Origin of the sequence: Mesorhizobium opportunistum WSM2075 (genome assembly GCF_000176035.2) — a bacterium.
GTDB lineage: Bacteria > Pseudomonadota > Alphaproteobacteria > Rhizobiales > Rhizobiaceae > Mesorhizobium > Mesorhizobium opportunistum.
Window position 1 is genome coordinate 5521360 of record NC_015675.1, and the last position, 23998, is coordinate 5545357.

Annotated in this window: 22 protein-coding genes; 14 read left to right on the forward strand and 8 right to left on the reverse strand. The window is 63.2% G+C overall.

Features of this window, described 5'->3' with window-relative positions:
- Window positions 1-262 precede the first annotated feature (262 nt).
- The 3 genes from MESOP_RS26735 (at window position 263) to MESOP_RS26745 (ending at window position 3544) form a co-directional block, all read left to right on the forward strand.
- Window positions 263-2371, forward strand: a complete 2109-nt coding sequence (locus MESOP_RS26735) for a S9 family peptidase (RefSeq protein WP_013896465.1) — start codon at window positions 263-265, stop codon at window positions 2369-2371.
- An 11-nt stretch (window positions 2372-2382) separates the two neighbouring features.
- The gene (locus MESOP_RS26740; protein WP_013896466.1) at window positions 2383-3009 is read left to right on the forward strand and encodes a LysE family translocator; all 627 of its coding nucleotides are present in this window, start codon (window positions 2383-2385) and stop codon (window positions 3007-3009) included.
- Window positions 3010-3154: 145 nt separating this feature from the next.
- Window positions 3155-3544, forward strand: a complete 390-nt coding sequence (locus MESOP_RS26745) for an SET domain-containing protein (RefSeq protein WP_013896467.1) — start codon at window positions 3155-3157, stop codon at window positions 3542-3544.
- Window positions 3545-3578: 34 nt separating this feature from the next.
- Here the strand turns inward: MESOP_RS26745 and MESOP_RS26750 are convergent, their stop codons facing one another.
- The 4 genes from MESOP_RS26750 to MESOP_RS26765 all read right to left on the reverse strand — a co-directional run bounded on the left by MESOP_RS26750 (window position 3579) and on the right by MESOP_RS26765 (window position 6781).
- Window positions 3579-4529: a cytochrome c gene (locus MESOP_RS26750; RefSeq protein WP_013896468.1), complete on the reverse strand. Its 951-nt coding sequence runs from the start codon at window positions 4527-4529 to the stop codon at window positions 3579-3581.
- Window positions 4530-4538: 9 nt separating this feature from the next.
- Complete coding sequence (locus tag MESOP_RS26755; protein WP_013896469.1) at window positions 4539-4976, reverse strand: c-type cytochrome; 438 nt, start codon at window positions 4974-4976, stop codon at window positions 4539-4541.
- Between the two features lie 150 nt (window positions 4977-5126).
- Window positions 5127-5726, reverse strand: coding sequence for a superoxide dismutase (locus MESOP_RS26760; RefSeq protein WP_013896470.1), 600 nt, complete (start codon window positions 5724-5726; stop codon window positions 5127-5129).
- Window positions 5727-5902: 176 nt separating this feature from the next.
- The gene (locus MESOP_RS26765; RefSeq protein ID WP_013896471.1) at window positions 5903-6781 is read right to left on the reverse strand and encodes a branched-chain amino acid aminotransferase; all 879 of its coding nucleotides are present in this window, start codon (window positions 6779-6781) and stop codon (window positions 5903-5905) included.
- Between the two features lie 153 nt (window positions 6782-6934).
- On the opposite strand from MESOP_RS26765, the gene MESOP_RS26770 reads away from it, so the two are divergent.
- Both MESOP_RS26770 and MESOP_RS26775 read left to right on the forward strand, forming a co-directional pair.
- Window positions 6935-7597, forward strand: a complete 663-nt coding sequence (locus MESOP_RS26770; protein WP_013896472.1) for a haloacid dehalogenase type II — start codon at window positions 6935-6937, stop codon at window positions 7595-7597.
- Between the two features lie 191 nt (window positions 7598-7788).
- Entirely contained in the window at window positions 7789-8619 is an 831-nt protein-coding gene (locus tag MESOP_RS26775) for a L,D-transpeptidase (protein ID WP_013896473.1), read from the forward strand.
- Window positions 8620-8714: 95 nt separating this feature from the next.
- Here the strand turns inward: MESOP_RS26775 and MESOP_RS26780 are convergent, their stop codons facing one another.
- Complete coding sequence (locus MESOP_RS26780) at window positions 8715-10259, reverse strand: helicase HerA-like C-terminal domain-containing protein (protein WP_013896474.1); 1545 nt, start codon at window positions 10257-10259, stop codon at window positions 8715-8717.
- Window positions 10260-10597: 338 nt separating this feature from the next.
- On the opposite strand from MESOP_RS26780, the gene MESOP_RS26785 reads away from it, so the two are divergent.
- The 4 genes from MESOP_RS26785 to MESOP_RS26800 all read left to right on the forward strand — a co-directional run bounded on the left by MESOP_RS26785 (window position 10598) and on the right by MESOP_RS26800 (window position 14839).
- On the forward strand, window positions 10598-12040 hold the full coding sequence (locus tag MESOP_RS26785; protein WP_013896475.1) for a methylmalonyl-CoA mutase subunit beta: 1443 nt from the start codon (window positions 10598-10600) through the stop codon (window positions 12038-12040).
- Window positions 12037-14157, forward strand: coding sequence for a methylmalonyl-CoA mutase (scpA, locus tag MESOP_RS26790; RefSeq protein ID WP_013896476.1), 2121 nt, complete (start codon window positions 12037-12039; stop codon window positions 14155-14157). The genes MESOP_RS26785 and scpA overlap by 4 nt, the downstream gene beginning before the upstream one ends.
- A 74-nt stretch (window positions 14158-14231) precedes the next feature.
- The gene (locus MESOP_RS26795) at window positions 14232-14453 is read left to right on the forward strand and encodes an AbrB/MazE/SpoVT family DNA-binding domain-containing protein (protein WP_013896477.1); all 222 of its coding nucleotides are present in this window, start codon (window positions 14232-14234) and stop codon (window positions 14451-14453) included.
- Entirely contained in the window at window positions 14450-14839 is a 390-nt protein-coding gene (locus tag MESOP_RS26800) for a type II toxin-antitoxin system death-on-curing family toxin (protein ID WP_013896478.1), read from the forward strand. The genes MESOP_RS26795 and MESOP_RS26800 overlap by 4 nt, the downstream gene beginning before the upstream one ends.
- Here MESOP_RS26800 and greA read toward each other — a convergent pair.
- Complete coding sequence (greA, locus tag MESOP_RS26805; protein ID WP_013896479.1) at window positions 14836-15309, reverse strand: transcription elongation factor GreA; 474 nt, start codon at window positions 15307-15309, stop codon at window positions 14836-14838. The genes MESOP_RS26800 and greA overlap by 4 nt on opposite strands.
- A 120-nt stretch (window positions 15310-15429) precedes the next feature.
- Between greA and MESOP_RS26810 the strand changes: the two genes are divergently transcribed.
- Window positions 15430-16806 carry a TIGR03808 family TAT-translocated repetitive protein gene (locus MESOP_RS26810; RefSeq protein WP_013896480.1) on the forward strand — a complete coding sequence of 459 codons (1377 nt, stop codon included), beginning with the start codon at window positions 15430-15432 and terminating at the stop codon, window positions 16804-16806.
- A gap of 9 nt (window positions 16807-16815) precedes the next feature.
- Here MESOP_RS26810 and MESOP_RS26815 read toward each other — a convergent pair whose 3' ends face one another.
- Both MESOP_RS26815 and MESOP_RS26820 read right to left on the reverse strand, forming a co-directional pair.
- Entirely contained in the window at window positions 16816-17820 is a 1005-nt protein-coding gene (locus tag MESOP_RS26815; protein ID WP_013896481.1) for an asparaginase, read from the reverse strand.
- A gap of 25 nt (window positions 17821-17845) precedes the next feature.
- Window positions 17846-19012 carry an acetyl-CoA acetyltransferase gene (locus MESOP_RS26820; RefSeq protein WP_013896482.1) on the reverse strand — a complete coding sequence of 389 codons (1167 nt, stop codon included), beginning with the start codon at window positions 19010-19012 and terminating at the stop codon, window positions 17846-17848.
- A gap of 198 nt (window positions 19013-19210) precedes the next feature.
- Here MESOP_RS26820 and betI point away from each other — a divergent pair, with 198 nt between their 5' ends.
- Genes betI through betA form a run of 4 tightly spaced genes read left to right on the forward strand, consistent with a single transcriptional unit; the run spans window position 19211 to window position 23970 of the window.
- Entirely contained in the window at window positions 19211-19801 is a 591-nt protein-coding gene (gene betI, locus MESOP_RS26825) for a choline-binding transcriptional repressor BetI (protein ID WP_013896483.1), read from the forward strand.
- Window positions 19798-21327 carry a choline-sulfatase gene (gene betC / locus MESOP_RS26830; RefSeq protein WP_013896484.1) on the forward strand — a complete coding sequence of 510 codons (1530 nt, stop codon included), beginning with the start codon at window positions 19798-19800 and terminating at the stop codon, window positions 21325-21327. The genes betI and betC overlap by 4 nt, the downstream gene beginning before the upstream one ends.
- On the forward strand, window positions 21324-22325 hold the full coding sequence (locus MESOP_RS26835) for a threonine/serine dehydratase family protein (protein WP_041164348.1): 1002 nt from the start codon (window positions 21324-21326) through the stop codon (window positions 22323-22325). The genes betC and MESOP_RS26835 overlap by 4 nt, the downstream gene beginning before the upstream one ends.
- Window positions 22318-23970 (forward strand): choline dehydrogenase, encoded by a 1653-nt coding sequence (betA, locus tag MESOP_RS26840; RefSeq protein WP_013896486.1) that lies wholly within the window; start codon window positions 22318-22320, stop codon window positions 23968-23970. Before MESOP_RS26835 ends, betA begins: the two co-directional genes overlap by 8 nt.
- Window positions 23971-23998: the final 28 nt, after the last annotated feature.

Here is a 23998-nt window from a genome sequence, read left to right on the forward strand (position 1 = left end):
GACGCCGCGTCAGCTCGCCATTACATTCGCGATAACTCACGAAACGGGTTTGAATGCTCGGCTTTGCTTGGTTATCGCGTTTGCAAGCTTGGTTGTTCACATCTGTCCACGAAACCACAGGTTGCTGATCGTCTTTTTCGCGTAGGGCAACCAGGCGAGATGTCCGCCGGCCGGCCGCCTCGATTGGCCACTTGCCAAGCCGTGAATATGGTCGCATGAGACTGGCCGGCAAAGACCAGAGACACGGGCAGAGCGAGACGCAATGACCAAGACTTCCGCATTTCCATCCGTCAGTCCGCCGGCGCCCGAGAAGCGGCCGTTTACCGACACGCATCACGGCATCACGCGAACGGATGAGTATGCCTGGCTTCGAGCCGACAATTGGCAGGAGATGTTCCGGGATCCTTCCCTGCTCGATGCGGGGATACGCGCCGAACTCGAAGCCGAGAACGCCTACCAGTCGAAGCTGATGGCCGATACGACAGGCCTTAGGAAGCAGCTCTTCAAGGAGATGAAGGGCCGCATCAAGGAGGATGATTCTTCCGTCCCCATGAAGGACGGGCCTTATGCCTATGGTTCTTCCTTCAAGCTTGGCGGCGAGCAGCCGCGTTACTTCCGCATGCCGCGCGACGGCGGCACCGAGCGGATCCTGCTCGACGGCGACGCGGAGGCGGAGGGCAAGGCCTATTTCCGGCTCGGCGGCGTCGATCATTCAGCCGACCACGCCAAGCTGCTGTGGGCCTTCGACGACAAGGGCTCCGAATTCTACACGCTGCGCGTGCGCGACCTTGCCGATGGCAAGGACCTGGCGGACCAGATACAAGCCACAGGCGGATCTGGTGTGTGGGATGCCGGCAATGACGGGTTCTTCTACACCCGTCTCGATCCCAACCACCGGCCGTCGAAGGTGCTGTTCCATGCATTGGGACAGAACCCTGAAGACGACCGCCTGATCTATGAGGAGACCGACCCCGGTTTCTTCATGAATGTCGACGGCACCCGCAACAACGAATGGATCATGATCGGCATCAACGATCACGAGACCTCGGAATACCGGCTGTTGAGCGCAAGCGATCCTTTTGCCGAACCCAAGCTTGTTTCGGCGCGCGAGACCGGCCTTCAATATGAGCTGGAGGAAGGCGGCGACATTTTCTTCATCCTGACCAATGCGGACGGGGCGAAGGACTTCAAGATCATGACGGCGCCGGCAAGCGATCCGGTGCGCGCCAACTGGCAGGAGCTGGTGCCGCACGAGCCGGGCCGGCTGATCCTGTCGGTGATCGGCTTCAAAGACCATATGGTCCGGCTCGAGCGCAAGGAGGGCCTGCCGCGCATCGTCGTGCGCGATCGCGCAAATGGCGAGGAGCACCTGATTTCTTTTGATGAAGAAGCCTTTTCGCTCGGCCTTTCAGGGTCGTACGAATACGACACCGAGACCATGCGCTTTTCCTATTCGTCGATGACGACGCCGTCGCAGGTGTTCGACTACAACATGCGCACGCGCGAGCGGGTGCTGCTCAAGACCCAGGAAGTGCCTTCCGGCCACGACCCGGACCACTATGTCACGAGGCGCTTGATGGCGCCCGCCGCCGATGGCGAACTGGTGCCGATCTCGCTTCTGCACCACCGCGACACACCGCTGGATGGATCCGCACCTTGCCTGCTGTATGGCTATGGTTCCTACGGCATCGCCGTGCCGGCCGCCTTCAACACCAACTGGTTCTCGCTGGTCGATCGCGGCATTGTCTTTGCCATCGCTCATGTCCGTGGCGGCAAGGACAAGGGCTACGGCTGGTACGATGACGGCAAGCGCGAGCACAAGATGAACACGTTCACCGACTTCATCGCCTGTGCGCGCCACCTCGTTGCCGAGCGCTATACGGCGCATGACCGCATCGTCGCGCAAGGCGGCTCGGCCGGCGGCATGCTGATGGGCGCCATAGCCAACATGGCGCCGGACTGTTTCGGCGGCATCGTCGCAGAGGTTCCGTTCGTCGACGTGCTCACCACCATGCTCGACGCGACCCTGCCGCTGACCCCGCCTGAATGGCCGGAATGGGGCAATCCGATCGCGTCAGCCGACGACTACCGGACGATCGCCGCCTATTCGCCCTACGACAATGTCGCGGCGCTCGACTACCCGCCGATCCTGGCGCTCGCCGGCCTCACCGATCCGCGCGTCACCTACTGGGAGCCGGCAAAATGGGTGGCGCGGCTGCGCGACCGCAAGAGCGGCGACAATCCAGTGCTGTTCAAGATCAACATGGATTCCGGCCACGCCGGTGCTTCGGGCCGGTTTTCACGCCTGGAGGAGATAGCCTATACCTATGCCTTCACGCTGAAGGTGACGGGCAAGGCCCAGCTTGCCTAGGAGACCCGCCGATGATCGATCTGTCCACATTGATCGCCTATGTCGCCGTTGTGTTCGGCTTTGTCTTTATTCCGGGCCCGGCCACCCTGCTGACGATTGCCCGGGCAACGAGTTCGGGCACGAAGGTCGGGATCGCAACGGGTGCCGGGATCGCGGCCGGCGACATGTTTCACACAGCCATGGCGATGGTCGGCATCTCGGCCGTCATCGCCACCTCCGCGACGCTGTTCAGCGTCGTGAAGTATATCGGCGCGGCCTACCTCGTTTATCTCGGCATCCGCGCGATCATCGAAAAGACGCCCGCCGATCCGACCGCCGGCAAGCTTGCGATCTCGGCCGGCAAGGCATTCGGGCAAGCTATCCTGACCGAAGTGCTCAATCCCAAGACCGCGCTTTTCTTTCTCGCCTTCCTGCCTCAGTTCGTGCGGCCTGAAAACGGGTTGGTGATGCTCCAGTTGATGACACTCGGGGTGATCTTCGTTCTGCTGGGCCTTTTCAGCACGGTCGTTTTTGCGGTGAGCGCCGGGCGGCTCGGTACCTTCCTGCGCCGAAACCCGACGGTGCTGAAATGGCAGGGCAAGGTTGTCGGCGGCATCTACTGCGCCTTGGGTGTCCGCCTGGCCCTGCAACAGCGCTGACGGCGGGCGCTCTCCCGCCAGGCGCGACGATCATGATCTTTTGAATTCCGCGCTGCTGATTTCCGCTCGCAATTGCGACGGTCGCGCGCTACCCAAAGCACGATTTCCCCGGGCGATGAGGCCCACATTCGCACAAGGGTCCACTATGCTGCTCGTCGACGTCTATCTCGACAAATCGCCGATCCAGGGTATCGGCGTCTTTGCCAAGAACCACATCCCCAAGGGCACACTGATCTGGAAGCTCGACCCCCGGTTCGACCGGATCATCGACGTGGAAACCTATGAGGGCGAGACGGGGCCGGTGAAGAACTATCTGGACCGCTATTCCTACCCCGACAGGCGCGATCCGGCCTATATCGTCTTCGAAGCGGACGATGCCCGCTACATGAACCATGACGACGAACCGAATTGCGACGTCTCCTCGCCTGAGGAAACCTATGCCTTGCGCGACATCGCAGCGGGCGAAGAGTTGACCTGCAACTACAATCTTTTCTTCGAAACGGGTTTTGATTTCCTCGGCGACCGGCACCTGTGATCCGACGCCTGAAGCCGCCTGGGGCGGACGTAGATCAATTCGCAGCCGGCTTGCGCGCCGGATAGCCGTTTGGATGTGGCGGTACAGCCTTGAGGTAAGCGGCGATGGCCGCCCGATCCTGCGGCGTCAGCTCGGCCATGTTGCGCTGCACGTCGACCATGGCGCCGCCGACGGAATCGAAATCCGGCGTGAAGCCGGTCTCGAGGTAGTTGGCGATGTCGGATTCGGACCAGTTGCCGATGCCGCCCTCGCCCGACGTGATGTTCGGCACGACGCCCTTGCCTTCGGCGGCGACGGCGCCGGCCAGCCATTCACTTTTCCTGGTGCCGCCGGCAAGGTCACGCGACGTATGGCATTCGCCGCAATGGCCGGGCCCCTCGACCAGATAGCGGCCAGCCATCACCGGTTCAGGCGTGCCATCGGGTAGAGGAATGACCGGCTGATCGCTGAGATAGAGGCGCTTCCACAGGCCGATGCCACGTCGGATGTTGAATGGGAATGCCAGCGAGTTGTCCGGCGCCTTGCCAGCGACCGCGGGCAGCGTCTTCAGGAAAGCATAGAGGTCGGCAATGTCGGCCGGATTCATGCGCGCGTAGGAAGCGTAGGGGAATGCCGGATAGAAATGCCGACCCGAGGGCGACACGCCCTTCAGCATGGCGTTGGCGAGATCCTGGAGCGACCATGCGCCGATGCCGTCCTTGGGATCTTGCGAAATGTTGGGGGGAACGAAGGTGCCGAACGGCGTCTTGAGTTCGAGGCCACCGACCAACTGAAGCCGGGCATCGCCTTGCGAGCCCGGTTTTGCATGGCAGGAGGTGCAGCCGCCGGCGTAGAAAATGCGCTTGCCCTTGGCTGCGTCACCTGGCCCAAGCTTGGCCAGGGCCTGCGTGTCCAGCGTCGTCGGCGCCGACAGGATCCAGCCTGCAACCGCGCCGACGCCACCCAAGATGATGAGGGCGCCGACGAGTTTTTTCAGCCGGGACATTGCCCGCTATCAGCCCTTCTTCACGCGATAGGTCTGGTGGCAGGTGCCGCAATCCGAGCCGATGGCGCCGACTTGCGCTTTCAGCGCGTCGACGTCGGCGGGAGCCGCCGCGACCGCCGCCTTGACGTCGGCAAGATACTTGTCTTCGGTGGCCTTGAAGCCGGCCATGTCTTCCCAGATTTTTGGCGCCGCCGTCGTGTCGCCGGTATCGCTGCCTTTCGGGAACATGGCATCGGCGTCGAACTTCTCGGCATTTGCCTGCAGCGCCTGAAGTTGCGTCAGCACGGCCGCGGCATCAAAGGGCTCGTCGCCCTTGGCCACTTTCGCCAAGCCGCCGACGATCTTTCCGCGCTCCTTCATCAGGGCCTGCCGGTCGAGGATCGGATCGGCAAAGGCGGCCGAACCGGCGAAGGCGAGCATTGAGATGGCGATGACAAGCTTTCTCATTCATTTGGCTCCATGATGAAGGCGTTTCGGGACGAAGCGTTAACGGATGCGACGGGTGGAATATTCCCCTTCGCCTGGATGATTTTTGCTGTTGGATTTCGGCGCAGAAAAAGAAAAGCCCCGGGGTGCCGGGGCTTCTCTGACGATAGATCACTTCGCCTTTTCGTACATCTCCAGGACGTGGTCCCAGTTGATGAGGCTGTCGACGAACGCCTCGAGATATTTCGGCCGGGCGTTGCGATAGTCGATGTAATAGGAATGTTCCCAGACGTCGACGCCGAGGATCGGCGATGCGCCGTGGACGAGCGGATTTTCACCGTTCGGGGTCTTCGAGATCGCCAGCTTGCCGTCCTTGACCGAGACCCAGGCCCAGCCCGAACCGAACTGCGTCGTGCCGGCGGCGATGAAGTCGGCCTTGAACTTGTCGTAACCGCCGAGGTCGCTGTCGACCGCCTTCTGCAGTGCGCCGGGCAGCTTGTTGCCGCCGCCGCCCTTCTTCATCCACTTCCAGAAATGGATGTGGTTGTAGTGTTGCGCGGCATTGTTGAAGAGACCGGCATTCTTGCCGAACGACTGCTTGACCACCTCTTCGACCGACAGATCGCCCAAGCCGGCCTCGGCGGCCAGCTTGTTGCCGTTATCGACGTAGGCCTTGTGGTGCTTGTCGTGATGATATTCCAGCGTCTCCTTCGACATGTAAGGCTGCAAGGCCTCGTAGTCATAGGGCAGAGCGGGCAATTCGAAAGCCATGGATGGTACTCCCTCGTGGAAAAATCCGGTGTCCGTACCGGAGTAAGATAGGTCTGGGTTGAGCTGGAACAACTCCGGAATGAAGCGCCAGTTCCCTTTCTAGGCGGGTTCCGGAAAACTGTCACACGGTTTTCCCGCGGCGAACCGGGCAGCGACAAAACGACCGGACCGGCGCCTCAGCCGGTTGTCGCCGAATGCGCCCAGTCCCAATAGAGCTCGCGCGCCTTCTTGGCCACCGGCCCGGGTTGCAGGTCGCGGTCCTCGATGCGGGTGATCGGCACCACCTTAGAATGGTTTCCGGTGGAGAAGATCTCGTCCGCCTCCAGGAAATCGCGCACGCACAACGTCTTTTCGGTGGTTTTGAAGCCATACTCGCCAAGCAAATTTATCGTGCGCGAGCGAGTGATGCCGGACAGGAAGGTGCCGTTCGGCGCCGGTGTAAAGACATGACCGTCCTTGACCAGGAAGATATTCGAGGTGCCCGTCTCGGCGACGTTGCCCAGCATGTCGAGCACCATCGCGTTGTCGAAGCCGCGCATCTTGGCCTCGAGAATGGCACGGCCATTGTTGGGGTAAAGGCAACCGGCCTTGGCATTGGTCGGCATGGTTTCGATGGTCGGGCGCCGGAACGGCGACACGGTCACCGAAAAACCGGACGGCGGGATCATCGGCGATTCGTAGAGGCAAAGGCAGAAACGGGTCGAGGCAGGATCGGCCGGCACGCCCATGTAGCCGCCATGCTCGGCCCAGTACATCGGCCTGATGTAGACAGCCGTCTTGCCGTCGAATTTCTTCAAGCCGTCCCAGGTCAACCCGACGATCTGCTCCGGCGTCATGTTCGGCTTGAGGCCGAGCGCGATCGCCGAGGCGTTCACTCTCTTGGCATGAAGGTCGAGGTCGGGCGCCACGCCTTCGAACCAGCGGCCGCCGTCGAACACGCTGGTGCCAAGCCACATGGCGTGGCTGCGCGGCCCCAGGATGGCGACGTTGCCCTCGTACCAGTCGCCATCGACGAAAGTCCATGTCGCGGATTGCGCTGCGGCCGCCAATGTCATCGCGTTTTTCCCGTTCCGATCAATCGCATTGTAGCATTGGATGATGCTTTGGCCGGCGCCGTCAACCGGCATGGGGGAGTTTTGTTGAGGCCAGCGGCAGGGGCGATGCAATCGGGGCTTGCACCTTGCCCCGCCTCGCCCCAAAACTGTTCCATGCAATACGCGGCCTATGTTTTCGACGCCTACGGCACGCTGTTCGACGTGCATGCCGCGGTGCGCCGCCATGCCGACCGGATCGGGCCGGACGGCCAGTTGCTGTCTGAAATCTGGCGCGCCAAGCAGCTCGAATATTCCTGGGTGCGAACGTTGATGGGCGCCTATGCCGATTTCTGGCAGTTGACCGAGCAAGCGCTCGATTTTGCCTTGCGCAAGGTGCCCTCGGCCGATCCAGGGCTCAAGGCGAACCTGCTGGAAGCCTATTGGCGGCTGGATTGCTATCCCGAAGTGCCGGCGGTGCTGAAAGCGCTCAAGGCTTCGGGCGCCCGGCTGGCGATCCTCTCCAACGGCTCGCCCGAAATGCTGCAGGCCGCGGTCAAGTCCGCCGCGCTCGACCAGGTTCTGGACGATGTCTATTCCGTCGATGCGGTGCGGCGCTTCAAGACCGATCCGGCGGTCTACGACATGGTCGCCACCGGCTGGCGCCTCTATCCCGGCGCGGTTTCCTTCCAGTCCTCCAATCGCTGGGACATCGCAGGCGCCACCAAATTCGGCTTCCGCACGGTATGGATCAACCGTTCCAACCAGCCCGAGGAATACCGGGACTTTCCGCCGGCCTTGATCCTGCCGAGCCTCGAAGCCCTGGTATCCGGCGGCTAGGCAACAGGCTGTTGCCGGCCACAGGCTGTGGCCATGGCGCCACAGTGACGACGCGGTCACAGCTTCGCCTTTGTTTGTCCACGTTCGGGCCAGATTCGGAACCGCCTATCGCGCCAGGTGTTGTCAGGCACCCGCAACAGCGGTCGGTGTATTCACGCTTTGTTGGAATTTGAGTCCTAAAGAAGGCAACCATGTCCATAACCGAAATCGAATCCTTTCGCCTGAGCCGTCGCGGCTTCCTCAACGCCGCCGCCCTGGGCGCCGCCTCGATCGCGGTTTCCGCATGCGCCACCACCGGGCCAGGCCCGGTGGAACCGCCGCCGCCCACCTATGTCGAGCCGCCGCTTGCCGATTATGCCTCGATGTATGCGGCCGTCAGCGATGGCGGCTTCGATCTGCCGGCCATCCCGGTCGACAGGATCGATCCGCAGTTCCTGCGCCAGATCGTTCCCGACCCGACCGGACAGAAGCCGGGAACCATCGTCGTCGATACGACAGGCCATTTCCTCTATCTGGTCCGCCCGGGCGGCCAGGCCATCCGCTATGGCGTCGGTCTCGGCCGTGCCGGCTTCGAATGGTCGGGCGACGCCGTCGTCCAGTGGAAGCAGAAATGGCCGAAATGGACACCGCCGGACGAAATGATCGCCCGGCAGCCTGAATTGAAACAGTACAGCGCCGACAATGGCGGCATGCCCGGCGGGCTGAAAAACCCGCTCGGCGCGCGCGCGCTCTATCTCTTCCAGGGCAATGTGGACACGCTCTACCGCTTGCACGGCTCGCCGGAGTGGCGCTCGATCGGCAAGTCGGTTTCGTCGGGCTGCGTGCGCTTGATGAACCAGGACATCATCGATCTCTACGACCGCGTGCCGTCGAAGTCACCGGTCATCGTGACCAGCGATGCCAGGCAGCCGATGGTTGCGGCGGCGACGGCAAACCACAAGGCCATTCCGATCGACGCCGGCGTGCCGGACGGATCGGTACTGCTCGGGCCGGTCAAGGCGATCACGGATTCGATTTTCTGAGTCGACAACATCTATGGAGGGCTACGGCGCCATGTGTCCAGCGGACGCGCGGCGCTGTACGGAGTAGGGCCTTGGCGCCCTCCCCGGCCGGAAGTTCAGCGTCCCCTCGAGAGGCTCCCCAAGATCCCGCGCACGATCGCGCGTCCGACAGATGAGCCGACCGAACGCACGACCGACTTGATCGCGGCCTCGGCCACGGTCTGGCGGTTGGAGGGGCGCGGCGCGGGTGCCCGCCTGCCGCCGGATTGCGGCGGATCGTCATTGCCGAAGCCCGGGATAGTCCAGCGCGAGCCGCCTGTGCCAGCCTGCTGCGCCTGCTGTTCGGCGTCCTGCGCCTCCTTGGCTTTCTTCTGCAGCATCTCGAAAGCCGATTCGCGATCGATGACCTCATCATACTGGCCGACGACCGGGCTTTCAGCGATCAGCTTTTGCCGCTCGGCGGGGGTTATGGGCCCAAGCCGCGACGAGGGTGGGCGAATCAAAGTGCGTTGCACCATGGACGGCACGCCCTTGGCCTCCAGCGTCGAGACCAGCGCCTCGCCGGTGGCGAGCTGGGTGATGGTTGTGGCGCAGTCGAAATCGGGGTTCGGCCGGAACGTCTCGGCCGCCGTCCTCACCGCCTGCTGCTCACGCGGCGTATAGGCGCGCAGCGCGTGCTGGACCCGATTGCCGAGCTGGGCCAGGACCTTCTCCGGAATATCCAGGGGGTTCTGCGTGACGAAATAGACACCGACACCTTTGGAGCGGATCAAGCGGACAACCTGTTCGACGCGGTCGATCAGCATCTTCGGCGCTTCGTCGAACAGCAGGTGCGCCTCGTCGAAGAAGAACACCAGCTTCGGCTTGTCGGGGTCGCCGACTTCGGGCAGCACCTCGAACAGTTCCGACATCAGCCACAACAGGAAGGTGGCGTAGAGCCGCGGGTTCATCATCAGCTTATCGGCGGCAAGCACGCTGATGGCGCCGCGCCCGTCGCGGGTGGTGCGCATAATGTCGGAGATCCGCAAGGCCGGCTCACCGAAGAAGTTTGCCGCGCCTTGCTGCTCCAGCACCAGCAGCGTGCGCTGGATGGCCCCCACGGAAGGCTTCGTCACATTGCCGTAGCGCGATCCGATCTCGTCGGCGCGCTCGGCAATGTTGGCAAGCAGCGCCTGCAGGTCCTTCATGTCGAGCAGCAGCAGGCCTTCCTCGTCGGCCAGGCGGAAGGCGATGTTCATGATGCCTTCCTGCGCCTCGGTGAGATTCATCAGGCGCGACAGAAGCAGCGGCCCCATTTCCGAGACGGTGGCGCGGATCGGATGGCCCTGCTCGCCGAACAGGTCCCAGAAGATGACCGGAAATTCCTGGAAGTCATAAGGGTCGAGCTTGACCTGTTCAGCCCGCTTGACCAGGAAATCCTGGGCCGTGCCGATCATGGCGATGCCGGACAGGTCGCCCTTGATGTCGGCGCAGAACACCGGCACGCCGGCATTGGAAAAACCTTCGGCCAATATCTGCAAGGTGACGGTCTTGCCGGTACCGGTGGCGCCGGTGACCAGGCCGTGGCGGTTTCCATATTGCAGCAGCAACTGCTCGGGACGCTGATAGCTGTCGTCGGGCTTGCGGCTGGCGCCGATGAAAATACTGGTGTCGTCAGCCATGTATCCGGTCTCCGCAAACGGGTGTGTTTAAAGCCAATGGCCAAGCCGCAGGTATAGTCAGGCTGCCGCGCAGCGACAATGCCAAATGTCCGGGCCAAATGTCCGGGCCAAACGTCCGGGCCAATCGTCCAAATCGGACCAATCGCCGAAATCGGATTTTTGGAACTTGCGGATTTTGCTGGTGTTTGGCAATCGTTCATGGTTCGCCCACGCAGGCGAACCTATATCTGAAGGGATCGAATTCGGGACCTGGAAGCACATTGCATTGCGATAACCGACCGGGGACCGTAGACTGAAGTGACCCGGGCTGGTGCGGCCACGTAAAGCGAGGAAAATGGATGGGCGCCGGAGCCTTGACCAGGGATGTAGAACCAGCGGATGCCGAACGCCAGCGATGGCTGGCCTTGGCGGAAAAGGCGTTGGCCGGTGCGTCCTTCGAGGAAAAGCTGGTCTCGCACACCGACGACAACATCCGCATCGAGCCGCTCTACGACCGCGCGACCGGAACCGAGCCGATCGTGCGCACCAATCCCCGATCGCCCTGGATCGTCAGCCAGCGCGTCGACGACCCCGATATCGATCGCGCCAAGGCCCAGGCCCAGGAAGACATCGCACAGGGCGCGACCGGACTGTCGCTGGTCTTCGAAGGGGCTCCGAACGCATTCGGCTACGGCCTGCCGAGGACGGCGCAGGCACTGGAGACGGTGCTGGACGGCGTGCCCCTCAACCGCGTCCAGATCCGGATCGACACCCATCCCTGGAGCCGCCCGATGGCCGACTGGCTGGTGGCGTTCCTGAGCAAGCGCCGCTCCGATCCGGCAAAGCTCAACCTTTCGTTCGGCATCGACCCGGCGGCAATCCTTGCCGGAACCGGCCGGCTGCGCATGTCGATCGAGGCGCTGCAGGAATCGATGCCGCAATCGCTGGCGCATTTCTTCTCGATGGGCGTTCCGGGCGTGCTGCTCGAGGCGGATGGACGCGTCTTCCACAATGCCGGCGCAACGGAAGCGCAGGAGCTCGGCATCATGCTCGCTTCGGCGGTCTCGTATCTGAGAATGTTCGAGAAGGCGCGGCAGCCGCTCGTCTATGCCGCACCCCATATCGGCTTTGCGCTCAGCGTCGACCAGGACCAGTTTCTCTCGATGGCCAAGGTCCGGGCACTGCGCAGGTTGTGGGCGCGGGTGCAGGAGGCCTGCTCGATCCCCAATTCCACGGCCAACATCCATGCCGAGACATCGTTTCGCATGATGACCGCGCTGGACCCGGAAACCAACATACTGCGCACGACGATCGGCTGCTTCGCCGCTGCCGCGGGGGGCGCCGATTCGATCTCCATCCTGCCGCATACGATCGCGCACGGCCTGCCGGCACCTTTTGCCCGCCGCGTCGCACGCAACGCGCAGTTGATCATGGCCAATGAAAGCCATGTCGATCATGTCGCCGATCCTGCCTTTGGTTCAGGCGCGGTCGAAGCCTTGACCACCGATCTCTGCGAGGCGGCGTGGGCGGAGTTGCAGGCGATCGAGGCTGAAGGAGGTGTGCTGTCCAGCCTTCAGGGCGGGCACATCCAGCGCCGCGTCCGTGCTGCCGCCGCGCGGCGCGACGCCGCCTTCAAGACAGGCGAGCGAGCCCTGATCGGCACCACGCTCTATCCGCAGCAGGGCGAACGTCCGGTCGAGACGCTGGACGCGCAGCATCGGCCAGCCTTCACCGAAGGCATCGTCCTGTGCGAACCGCTGTTTCCCGTACGCATCGACCAATCCATCGGGGTTGCTTCTTGATTCCGGATTTCAGTCAGATCGGCTGGACGCCGCCACGGCGGGCACCCGTCGAGGTCAAGGGGCAGCGGACGACGCCGGAAGGTCTCGCCGTCAAGCATCTGTACAGTCAGGCCGACCTCAAGGGCCTGCCATTTCTCGATAGCTATCCGGGCCTGCCGCCCTTCGTGCGGGGCCCCTACCCGACCATGTATGTCCAGCAGCCGTGGACGATCCGGCAATATGCCGGCTTCTCGACGGCCGAGGAGTCCAACGCCTTCTACCGGCGCAATCTGGCCGCCGGCCAGAAAGGCCTGTCGGTCGCCTTCGATCTCGCCACCCATCGCGGCTATGACAGCGACCATCCGCGCGTCGCCGGCGATGTCGGCATGGCGGGCGTCGCCATCGATTCCATGCTCGACATGCGGCAACTCTTCGACGGGATTCCGCTCGGCGAGATGACTGTGTCGATGACGATGAACGGCGCGGTGCTGCCGATCATGGCGCTTTACATCGTCGCCGCGGAAGAACAGGGCGTCGCGCAAAAGGATCTGGCGGGCACCATTCAGAACGACATTCTGAAGGAGTTCATGGTCCGCAACACTTACATCTACCCGCCAAAACCATCGATGCGGATCGTTTCGGACATCTTCTCCTACACGTCGAAGAACATGCCGAAGTTCAATTCGATATCGATCTCCGGCTACCACATGCAGGAAGCGGGTGCGACGGCCGACCTGGAGCTTGCCTATACGATCGCCGACGGCATCGAATATGCCCGTGCCGGCGTTGCGGCGGGCCTCGATATCGACCGCTTCGCGCCGCGCCTGTCCTTCTTCTGGGCGATCGGCATGAACTTCTTCATGGAAGTCGCCAAGCTCAGGGCCGCGCGCCTGCTGTGGGCGACCCTGATGAAGAAGAATTTTGCGCCAAAGGACGAGCGCTCGCTATCGCTGCGCACCCATTGCCAGACGTCCGGCTGGTCGCTGACGGCGCAGGACCCCTACAACAACATCATCCGCACCATGATCGAGGCGATGGCGGCCACGCAGGGCCACACCCAGTCGCTGCACACCAATTCCTTCGACGAGGCTATGGCGCTGCCGACCGACCATTCGGCGCGTATCGCCCGCAACACGCAGCTCATCCTGCAGAAAGAATCCGGCACCACCCGCATCATCGATCCGTGGGGCGGGTCGGCTTACCTCGAACGGCTGACGCACGACCTGGCGGCGCGCGCGCTGACCCATATCGAGGAGGTCGAGACGCTTGGTGGCATGGCCGCGGCGACCGAGCAGGGCATTCCGAAGCTGCGCATCGAGGAAGCGGCGGCGCGCACGCAGGCACGCATCGATTCCGGCGAGCAGATGCTGGTCGGGGTCAATGCGCATCGGCCGGAGAACGACATCGCGGTCGACGTGCTCAAGATCGACAATGCCGAGGTCAGGGCCCGGCAATTATCGAAGCTGCAGCGGCTGAAGGGCACACGCGACGTCGCCGCCGTCGAAAGCGCGCTCGACGCGCTGACCCGTGCCGCGCAGGGCAATGAAAACCTGCTGGAATTCGCCATCCGCGCCGCGCGCGCCAATGCCACGGTCGGCGAAATCTCGTTTGCCCTTGAGAAAGTCTTCGGCCGGCACATTGCTACGGTGCAGACCATTTCCGGCGTCTATCGCAAGGCGCTTGGCGACAATCCGGTGGTCGACGGGCTGCAGGACAAGCTCGATGCCTTCGAGAAGAAATTTGGCGGCAAACCGCGCATCCTGGTGGCCAAGATGGGACAGGACGGGCACGACCGCGGGCAGAAGGTGATCGCCACGGCCTTCGCCGATCTCGGCTTCGACGTCACGGTCGGCGCGATGTTCCAGACACCGGAAGAGATCGCGAAACTGGCGGTCGAGCATGACGTCCATATTATCGGCGCCTCATCGCTGGCGGCCGGGCACCTGACACTGATCCCCGAATTGCGTGACGCGCTGAAAAAGCTCGGCCAAGGCGACATGCTGATCGTGGCCGGCGGCGTCATCCCGCCACAGGACTATGAGGCGGTGCTGCGGGCTGGCGCTGCCGAGATCTTCCCGCCGGGCACGGTTATTCCGGAAGCGGCAGATCGGTTAATGGATCGGTTGCTGTCGGCGTAGCAGGTTTGTTATAATATCTGTTGCAACAAAGCGACGATCGAGTTATAATCGATATTGCAACAGGATAATCCGTCATGAATACGATCATTCGCAAGATCGGCAATTCCGAAGGCGTGATCCTGCCGAAGGAGCTGCTCGGCCGACTGAATATGAAGACAGGTGATCAGCTTCAGATCATCGAAACGGACAAGGGCATTACCCTTGAGCCGGTGGACGACAGTTTCGAGCGGCAGATGGAAGCTGCTCGCAAGGTCATGGACAAATACAAGGTCGCGCTTCAGAAGCTCGCCGAATGAGCTGGGAGTTCCTGACCCGGCGCGCGGTCGAAGCGATGCATGCAGAGCAATTGCGCAGGCATGGCGGGGTGCAAGGTTTGAGAGATGAAAATGCTCTTGAATCGGCGCTTGCCCGCGCCGAGAACAAGGCCAATTACGGAGATCCAACAGTCGAGGATCTTGCAGCCGCCTACGTCTTCGGCATTGCCAGGAACCATGCCTTTGTTGACGGCAATAAGCGGACTGCCATCGTGGCCGCTGGCGCATTTTTAATCGTGAACGGCCATGCCTTGGCAGCCGACAACGGCACGCTTTACGAATTCGTCATGGCTGTCGCATCCGGGGAAATTGACGAAACAGGAGCGGTGGCGTTCTTCCGCGATCATGTTGTCAAGCTCAAGGATTAGCCATCCGAGAGCTTGACGATCTCCCATTCCTTGCCGTTGACCGTGACGACCTCGCCGACCTTCTTGCCGAACAGAGCCACGGCCATCGGCGAAACATGCGAAATTGAACCCTTCGAAGGGTTTGCTTCATCCTCGCCGACGATCTTCCAGTGCACTTTCCTGCCGTCATCGCCCTCGAGCGTGACGCCCATGCCGAAGCGAACGAGGTCGCTGCCCGGCTCGGGCACGGACAATTCGGCACTTTCACGCCTCGCGTTCCAGTAGCGAAGGTCGCGCGACACGACCGCGATGCGCTCGCGGTCGCCTTTTCGTTCGGCTTTCGCCAAGATGTCGCGCAAATCGCTCAGATTGTCCTCGATCTGCGCCAAACCACGCTCCGTCACCAGATTGCGGTGCGTGCTGATAGGCCGCTCGCCGACGCCGGCGATGGCGTTTTCGCTATCTTCCTCGCGTGTAAAAGCTCTGCTCATTATGTGAACTTAGGCGCCGGCCGGCCGTTCGACAAGCCATGGCCGATACCCTCGCCAAGAGGAACAGAGGGTCTGGCACGATTCCTGCGCTGCCGGGGTTGAACACCAGGACCTGTGCCGATGTTGAACAGACGAACGCTGCTGACGCAGACCGCCGGCTTTGCCGTCATCGGCCTCTCGCTTGGCAAGGCGGCGGCCGCCAGCCTTGCCGGCATCGAGAAAGCCTCGATGCGCGGCTCGATCAATGCCACCGAACTCGGCGTGCAGCCCGGCACTTTCGACGACCAGAGCAAAGCCTTTGCCAAGCTGCTGCGCGACGCAAACAGCCGCGATATGCCGGTGTTCCTGCCGGCCGGCACCTATGTGGTATCCAATCTTTCGCTGCCCAGCCGCGTGCGTCTTTCGGGCGTGCCGGGTGCAACGCGGATCGTCTATGGCGGCGACGGCCATCTGTTCATGGCCGAACAGGCCGACCATATCGAACTGAGCGGGCTGGTCTTCGATGGTTCGAACCGCTCGATGGGCGATTATGCGCAAGGACTGCTCGATCTGCGCCGGGTCGCGCATCTGGTCGTCGACAATTGCCAGGTAACCGGCAGTGGCAAGAACGGGCTTGCGCTGGAACACGCCGCGGGCCGCATCGAACGCTCGGACATATCGGGCGCCGCCGATGCCGGCATCTATTCGGTCGAAGCCGCCGGCCTGTCGATCACCGCCAACACCGTCTCCGACTGTGCCAATGGCGGCATCCTCTTGCACCGCTGGCAGGCGGCGGAAGACGGCACCATGGTCACCGGCAACCGCGTCGAACGCATCGGCGCGCGCAGCGGCGGAACCGGCCAGAACGGCAACGGCATCAACGCCTTCCGGGCCGGAAATGTCATCATCTCGGGAAATGTCGTCTCCGACTGCGCTTTTTCGGCGATCCGCGCCAACAGTTCCAGCAACCTGCAGGTGTCAGGCAACACCTGCTCGCGCTCGGGCGAAACGGCCGTCTATTCCGAATTCTCCTTCGAGGGCGCCGTCATCAGCAACAACATCGTCGACGGCGCGGCCAACGGCATCTCGATCGTCAACTTCAACGAAGGCGGCCGCATGGGTGTCTGCTCGGGCAACATCGTGCGCAATCTGTCGACCAGCGGCCCCTACCCCGCCGATGCGCCGGGGTTCGGCGTCGGCATCGGGGTCGAGGCCGACACCACCGTTTCCAACAACGTCATCGAGAACGCACCGCTCTACGGCATGCAGATCGGCTGGGGGCCGTACCTGCGTAATGTCGTTGCCACCGGCAACATCATCCGCAAGGCTGGAACCGGCATCGTCGTCAGTGTGGTCGAGGGCGCCGGTACGGCCATCATCTCCGATAACGTCATCGACGGCGCGCTGAAGGGCGCCATCGTTGGCCAGCGTTGGGCCGATCCTGCGACAGGCGACCTGACGTCATCCGACAATACCGGCTATGCCCATCTGACCGTCGAGCGCAATCACGTCAGCTGAAAACCATCCTCAATTGAGGGCTGCGGTCGGCCTCAGCGCTCCGACCTTGGCGCCGATCCGGCTTTCGATCGGGGCATTTGCCAATGCGGCCAGCTTCGCCGACAGGGCCTCGTCCGCATGCAGCAGCTTGGCAAGGACGGCGGCAGCGATGGCCTCGCCGGCGCGGCCGGCACCATCGTCGCATTTGATCGCTATGCCGAGGCCAAGCTCGGGTATCGCGCTACAATGGACACCTTCGGCGCCGCCTTTTGCAAAAATCCGTCCGGGCGCGGCTTCCATCAAAGCGACATCGGCACGGCCGGTGCCGGCGACGAAGAAGGGTTCCGCCATGCAGGCCGACAGCAGCCGCTTTGCGGCGTTCGCCCGCTCTGGGCCAAAGCGGCGTGCGGTGGCCATGCGGGCAAAGCCGAGCGCGAAACTCCTGAGCGGCACGGCATAGGTCGGGATCGAACAGCCATCGGTCGCCCGCTCATCCGCGCCGTGCACAGCGCCGGTAACGGCCTGCATGGCGTCGCGCACCATCTCCTGCAGAGCGTGTCCCGCCTTGACGTAGCCGCCATGCGCGATGCCTGTGTGTACGCAGGTGCAGAGGAAGCCGGAGTGCTTGCCGGAGCAGTTGTTGTGCAGTGCGTTGGGCGAGCCGCCGGCGCGGGCGAGCGCAATCTCCGCGTCGTGGTTCGAGGGCCAATGCGCGCCGCATTCGAGCGCTGAGCCATCCAGCCCGGCCCTGGCCAACATCGAACGTGCCAGCTCGACATGCGCCGGCTCGCCCGAATGGGACGCACAGGCGAGCGCCAGCTCGCGGTCACCGAAGCCGTAGGCGTCCGCTGCGCCGCTTTCGACCAGCGGCAAGGCTTGGATTGCTTTGACCGCGGAGCGTGGAAACACCGGTTTGGAGGTGTCGCCGATCTCCAGGACCGGCTTGCCGTCGGCATCGAAGACAGCGACAGCCCCGCGATGCACGCTCTCGACGATCGCGCCGCGCAAGACTTCGATCAGAACCGGATTTGTCATGCCACCTCCCGTAGATGCGGGCGGTTTATCTGATCCGGTCGAGAATGGAAACGTAGTTGGCGACCGCCGCACCGCCCATGTTGAAGATGCCGCCGAGCTTCGCGCCGGGCACCTGGATGCCGCCAGCCTCGCCGACAAGCTGCATGGCGGTCAGCACGTGCATGGAGACACCGGTGGCGCCGATCGGGTGGCCCTTAGCCTTCAATCCACCGGACGGGTTGACCGGCAGTCGGCCGTCCTTGGCCGTTGTGCCATCCAGCGCCAGCTTGGCGCCCTCGCCCGGCCTGGCGAGGCCCATCGCTTCATACTCGATCAACTCGGCAATGGTGAAGCAGTCATGCGTCTCGACGAAAGAGAGATCGTCGAGCGTGACGCCGGCGTTCTTCAATGCACGGGTCCAAGCCTGCTCGCAGCCTTCGAACGACAGGATATCGCGCTTCGACATCGGCAGGAAGTCCTGCACATGTTCGTTCGCGCGGAAGGCAACCGCACGGCGCATCTTCAGTGCCGTTGCCGTGTCGGCAAGGACAAGTGCGGCGGCGCCGTCCGAAACCAGCGAACAGTCGGTACGCTTGAGGGGACCGGCGACAAAGGGGTTCTTCTCGCTTTCCTGACGGCAGAACTCGTAGCCGAAATCCTTGCGCATCTGCGCATAGGGATTGTCGACGCCGTTCTTGTGGTTCTTGGCGGCGATCATGGCGAGCGCATCCGACTGGTCTCCATAGCGCTGGAAATAGGCTTGCGCGATCTTGCCGAAGACGCCGGCGAAACCGGCTGGCGTCTCGCCGTCCTCGGGCAGATAGGAGGCCTTCAACAGGTTCTTGCCGATTTCGGGGCCGGGCGTCGTCGTCATCTGCTCGGCGCCGACCACTAGCACAATGCGAGCAGCATTGGCGTCGATGGCGCGGATGCCTTGTCTGACCGCCGCCGACCCGGTGGCGCAAGCGTTCTCGACGCGTGTCGCCGGCTTGAAGCGCAGCCGGTCGTCGGCCTGGAGCACCAGGCTGGCGGTGAAATCCTGCGCCGAAAAGCCGGCATTGAAGTGACCGAGCACGATCTCGTCGACCTCGTCCGGACCGATGCCGGCATGGTCGAGTGCGTCGGTCGCCACCTTGACGATCAGGTTTTCGAGCGTTTCGCCTTCGAGCTTGCCAAAGCGCGAATGCGCCCATCCGACGATGCATGCGGTCATGGCGTTCTCCATCCTTGGCGCCAGCCTGGCACAGGCTTACGGCTCACGTCGCCTTTATTGTTCAAATATAAACATTCTTGCCTCGCCCGTGAAGGGCCGGAACCAGACAATCGCTTGGTGCAGGTCGCGCCAGCGTCGATTTTTTGTTGATTGACGCGTCAATAAAAAATAATCTGCCCCGCAAAAGCCGGGAACAGCATGCCGAAAATCGGAATGGAGCCACTGCGTCGCAAGGCGCTCATCGACGCGACGATCTCGGCGATCGGCGAGCGCGGGTCGCTCGACGTGACTATGTCCGAGATCGCCGGGCGGGCCGGCGTGTCCTCGGCGCTTGCCCATCACTATTTCGGCGCCAAGGACGAATTGCTGCTGGCGACGATGCGGCACATCCTGGCCGAACTGACCATCGACATGCGGCGCGCTCTTCAATCCGCCGCTTCCCCGCGTGAACGCGTTTCGGCGGTGGTGGCCGTCAACTTCTCCGACATCCAGTTCCAGCCGCAAACCATCGCCGCATGGCTCGCCTTCTACGTCGAGGCACAGAAGTCGTCCGCGCTGCGCCGCCTGCTCAGGGTCTATGCGCGGCGGCTGCACTCGAACCTGATGAGCGGGCTTATCGGCATCCTGCCCAGGGCCGAGGCCGACCGCGCCGCCGAGGCGACCGCGGCGATGATCGACGGGCTCTATATCAGGCGGGCGTTGAAGGACGGCGTGCCCGACGCCGCGACCGCGATCGCGCTCGTCGAAGACTATCTCGAAATCAAACTCGGCGAGCGGCGGAAGCAGTGACAGCGAAGCGACCCAATTTCCTGATCGTCATGGTCGATCAGCTCAACGGAACCTTGTTTCCGGACGGGCCGGCGGACTTCCTGCACGTGCCGCATCTCAGGGCGCTCGCTGCCCGCTCGGCACGCTTTGCCAACAATTACACCGCCTCGCCGCTCTGCGCGCCGGGCCGTGCCTCGTTCATGAGCGGTCAGTTGCCGTCGCGCACGGGAGTCTATGACAATGCGGCCGAATTCGCCTCATCGATCCCGACCTTCGCCCACCATCTGCGCGCCGCCGGCTATTACACCTGCCTCTCTGGCAAGATGCATTTCGTCGGGCCGGACCAGATGCATGGGTTCGAGGAGCGCTTGACCACCGACATCTATCCGGCTGACTTCGGCTGGACGCCGGACTACCGCAAACCCGGCGAACGCATCGAATGGTGGTATCACAATCTGGGTTCGGTCACCGGCGCCGGCGTCGCCGAGACCACCAACCAGATGGAATATGACGATGAGGTCGTGTTCCTGGCCACGCAGAAGCTCTACCAGCTTTCGCGCGAACAGGACGATGCGAACCATCGGCCCTGGTGCCTCACCGTTTCGCTGTCGCACCCTCACGACCCCTATGTCGCGCGCAAGCAGTATTGGGATCTCTACGAGCATTGCCAGGCGCTCGACCCGGAAACGGGTTTTATCGCGCAGGACGAACAGGACACGCATTCGCAGCGGCTGTACCTCGCCAGCGATTACCCGTCCTTCGAGATCACGCCCGAGCAGGTACGTCGCTCGCGGCGCGGTTATTTCGCCAACATCTCCTATGTCGACGACAAGCTCGGAGAGGTTCTGGACATCCTCAAGCGCACGCGCATGCTCGACGACACCATCATCCTGTTCTGCTCGGACCATGGCGACATGCTTGGCGAGCGCGGCCTGTGGTTCAAGATGAGCTTCTTCGAGGGCTCGGCGCGGGTGCCGCTGATGATCGCCGGCAAAGGCGTGCCGGCCGGGCTGATCGAGGCGCCGGTCTCCAATCTCGACGTGACGCCGACGCTCTGTGACCTCGCCGGCATCGACATCGGCGCAATCGCGCCGTGGACCGACGGCCAGTCGCTGCTGCCGCTCATCAAGGGTGGGCAACGCAGCGCCCCTGTGTTGATCGAATATGCCGCCGAAGGCTCCTACGCGCCGCTGGTGGCGATCCGCGACGGCAGATACAAGTTCATCCACTGCAAGCTCGACCCGCCGCAGCTGTTCGATCTCGAAGCCGATCCGCTGGAGCGGGTCAATCTGGCCGACAAACCGGCCAAGGCGGCGTTGGTGTCGGCGTTCATGGACAAGGTCCGGGCGCGCTGGGACATGGCCAAATTCGATGCCGCCGTGCGCGAGAGCCAGGCGCGGCGCTGGGTCGTCTATCCGGCGCTGCGCAACGGCGCCTATTACCCCTGGGATTTCCAGCCGCTGCAGAAGGCATCCGAGCGCTACATGCGCAACCACATGAACCTCGACAATCTCGAGGAGAGCAAAAGGTATCCGCGAGGCGAATGATGACAAGTCTTGTCCCCTCCCTCGACCATCTCAAGCAGGCCTATGCGGTCACATCCAGGGCGACGCAGATCACGCCGCTGCTGGAATCGGCAGCCCTTGCCCGCGAGACCGGTGCGGCCCGCATCTTCATCAAGCCGGAATCGCTGCAATGGGCTGGCTCGTTCAAGATACGCGGCGCCTATTGGCGGCTGAAGCGGCTTTCCGCCGACGAGGCGAAGAAGGGCGTCGTTGCCTATTCCTCCGGCAATTTCGCGCAAGGGCTGGCGGCCGCCGGCCAGGCGCTCGGCATTCCAGTCACCATCGTCATGCCGATCGATGCGCCGGCCGCCAAGCGCGACGCCACGGCCGGCTACGGCGCACGCGTCGTGCTGACCGATCATGGCGGGCGCGCGCGTGAAGAGGTTGCCGCCGCCAAGGCGCGCGAGATCGCCGAGACGGAAGGCCTGGCACTGCTGCATCCGTTCGACGATCCGGAGATCGTCGCCGGCCAGGCGGGCGCCGGCCTCGAGGCGCTCGACCAGCTCTCGGCCAAGGATGCCAGCGCCGACCTGTTGTTCTGCTCGGTCGGCGGCGGCGGACTGATCGGCGGCGTGTCGCTCGCATTCCATTATCTGTCGCCAGCAACCGAGATCATCGGCGTCGAGCCCGAAGGTTTCAATGGCATGGGTTCATCGCTGGCGCATGGCAGCATCGAGACCATGCCGATCGGCCCGAAGTCGATCTGCGACGGATTGATGTCGCGGCGGCCGGGCGACGCGCCCTTCGCGGCGGTCAAGGCTGCCGGCGTTCGTGGCATCACGGTCGACGATCAATCGGTGCGGCGCGCCATGCGGACCGCCTTCGAGCGGATGAAGCTGGTGCTCGAACCGTCGGGCGCTGCGTCGCTGGCGGCGTTGCTCGGCGGCAAGGTGGATGTGCGGGGCAAGACCGTGCTCGTGGTGGCAACCGGCGGCAATGTCTCGCTCGCCGATTTTATGGCGCATATGAACCATGCTTGAAGCGGATTTCGTCATCATCGGCTCCGGCTCGGCCGGCTCGGCCATGGCCTACAGGCTGTCGGAGGACGGCAAGCATTCGGTGATCGTCATCGAGTTCGGCGGCTCGGATATCGGCCCGCTGATCCAGATGCCGTCGGCGCTGTCGATCCCGCTCAACATGAGCCTCTACGACTGGGGCTTTGCCAGCGAGCCGGAGCCGCATCTGGGCGGCCGCGTGCTAGCGACGCCGCGCGGCAAGGTGATCGGCGGTTCATCCTCGATCAACGGCATGGTCTATGTGCGCGGCCACGCCCGTGACTTCGACCATTGGGCCGAACAGGGAGCGGCCGGCTGGGGCTTTGCCGACGTCCTTCCCTACTTCAAGCGCATGGAAGATTCTGATGGCGGCGAGGATGGCTGGCGTGGTCGCGGCGGGCCGCTGCACGTGCAGCGCGGCTCACGGCGCAATCCACTTTATGGCGCTTTCGTCGACGCGGGCCGCCAGGCCGGGTTCGAATTGACCGACGACTACAACGGATCGAAGCAGGAAGGCTTCGGGCCGATGGAGCAGACCATCCAGGGCGGCCGCCGCTGGTCGGCGGCATCAGCCTATCTGAGGCCGGCGCTCAGGCGCAAAAACGTTAGCCTGGTCAAGGGCTTTGCCCGCCGGGTGATCATCGAGAATCAACGCGCCATCGGCGTTGAGATCGAAGCTCACAAACAGATTCAGGTCGTTAAGGCGCGACGCGAGGTGATCGTCGCCGCCTCGTCGATCAATTCGCCCAAGATCCTGATGCTGTCCGGCATCGGCCCGGCGGAGCATTTGCGCGAAAACGGCATTGCCGTGCTCGCCGACAGGCCCGGCGTCGGCCGCAATCTGCAGGATCACATGGAGCTCTACATCCAGCAGGAATCGACCAAGCCGATCACGCTTAATTCGGTGCTGAACCCGTTCTCGAAGGCGCTCATCGGCGCGCAGTGGCTGTTCCTCAAGTCTGGGCTCGGCGCCACCAACCATTTCGAGGCAGCCGCCTTCGTGCGCTCGCGCGCCGGCGTCGACTATCCCGATATCCAGTACCATTTCATCCCGGCGGCGGTTCGCTATGACGGCAAGGCGGCGGCCAAGTCGCATGGTTTCCAGGCGCATGTCGGGCCGATGCGCTCGAAGTCGCGCGGCTCGGTGACGCTGCGCTCGCCGGATCCGAAATCGAAGCCGGTGATCCGCTTCAACTACATGTCGCATCCGGACGACTGGGCGGAGTTCCGCCACTGCATCCGCCTGACCCGAGAAATCTTCGGCCAGAAGGCATTCGATGCCTATCGCGGCCAGGAAATCTCGCCGGGAAGCCATGTGCAGTCGGACGACGATCTCGATGTCTTCATCAGGGATCACGCCGAAAGCGCCTACCATCCCTGCGGCACCTGCAAGATGGGACGCGCCGACGATGCGATGAGCGTCGTCGATCCGGAGTGTCGGGTCATCGGCGTCGAAGGATTGCGGGTCGCGGACTCCTCGATCTTCCCGCGCGTCACCAACGGCAATCTCAATGCACCGTCGATCATGGCCGGCGAAAAGGCATCCGACCACATCCTTGGCCGCACGCCGCTGGCGCCGTCCAACCAGGAACCATGGATCAATCCGCGCTGGCAGGCGTCGGACAGATAGAGCATGATCCGGTGAACGTCCGGCCCAG

Coding starts and splice junctions, on each gene's coding strand:
- MESOP_RS26735 (WP_013896465.1), top strand. CDS start 263: ATGACCAAGACTTCCGCATTTCCATCCGTCAGTCCGCCGGCGCCCGAG.
- MESOP_RS26740 (WP_013896466.1), top strand. CDS start 2,383: ATGATCGATCTGTCCACATTGATCGCCTATGTCGCCGTTGTGTTCGGC.
- MESOP_RS26745 (WP_013896467.1), top strand. CDS start 3,155: ATGCTGCTCGTCGACGTCTATCTCGACAAATCGCCGATCCAGGGTATC.
- MESOP_RS26750 (WP_013896468.1), bottom strand. CDS start 4,529: ATGTCCCGGCTGAAAAAACTCGTCGGCGCCCTCATCATCTTGGGTGGC.
- MESOP_RS26755 (WP_013896469.1), bottom strand. CDS start 4,976: ATGAGAAAGCTTGTCATCGCCATCTCAATGCTCGCCTTCGCCGGTTCG.
- MESOP_RS26760 (WP_013896470.1), bottom strand. CDS start 5,726: ATGGCTTTCGAATTGCCCGCTCTGCCCTATGACTACGAGGCCTTGCAG.
- MESOP_RS26765 (WP_013896471.1), bottom strand. CDS start 6,781: ATGACATTGGCGGCCGCAGCGCAATCCGCGACATGGACTTTCGTCGAT.
- MESOP_RS26770 (WP_013896472.1), top strand. CDS start 6,935: ATGCAATACGCGGCCTATGTTTTCGACGCCTACGGCACGCTGTTCGAC.
- MESOP_RS26775 (WP_013896473.1), top strand. CDS start 7,789: ATGTCCATAACCGAAATCGAATCCTTTCGCCTGAGCCGTCGCGGCTTC.
- MESOP_RS26780 (WP_013896474.1), bottom strand. CDS start 10,259: ATGGCTGACGACACCAGTATTTTCATCGGCGCCAGCCGCAAGCCCGAC.
- MESOP_RS26785 (WP_013896475.1), top strand. CDS start 10,598: ATGGGCGCCGGAGCCTTGACCAGGGATGTAGAACCAGCGGATGCCGAA.
- MESOP_RS26795 (WP_013896477.1), top strand. CDS start 14,232: ATGAATACGATCATTCGCAAGATCGGCAATTCCGAAGGCGTGATCCTG.
- MESOP_RS26800 (WP_013896478.1), top strand. CDS start 14,450: ATGAGCTGGGAGTTCCTGACCCGGCGCGCGGTCGAAGCGATGCATGCA.
- greA (WP_013896479.1), bottom strand. CDS start 15,309: ATGAGCAGAGCTTTTACACGCGAGGAAGATAGCGAAAACGCCATCGCC.
- MESOP_RS26810 (WP_013896480.1), top strand. CDS start 15,430: ATGTTGAACAGACGAACGCTGCTGACGCAGACCGCCGGCTTTGCCGTC.
- MESOP_RS26815 (WP_013896481.1), bottom strand. CDS start 17,820: ATGACAAATCCGGTTCTGATCGAAGTCTTGCGCGGCGCGATCGTCGAG.
- MESOP_RS26820 (WP_013896482.1), bottom strand. CDS start 19,012: ATGACCGCATGCATCGTCGGATGGGCGCATTCGCGCTTTGGCAAGCTC.
- betI (WP_013896483.1), top strand. CDS start 19,211: ATGCCGAAAATCGGAATGGAGCCACTGCGTCGCAAGGCGCTCATCGAC.
- MESOP_RS26835 (WP_041164348.1), top strand. CDS start 21,324: ATGATGACAAGTCTTGTCCCCTCCCTCGACCATCTCAAGCAGGCCTAT.
- betA (WP_013896486.1), top strand. CDS start 22,318: ATGCTTGAAGCGGATTTCGTCATCATCGGCTCCGGCTCGGCCGGCTCG.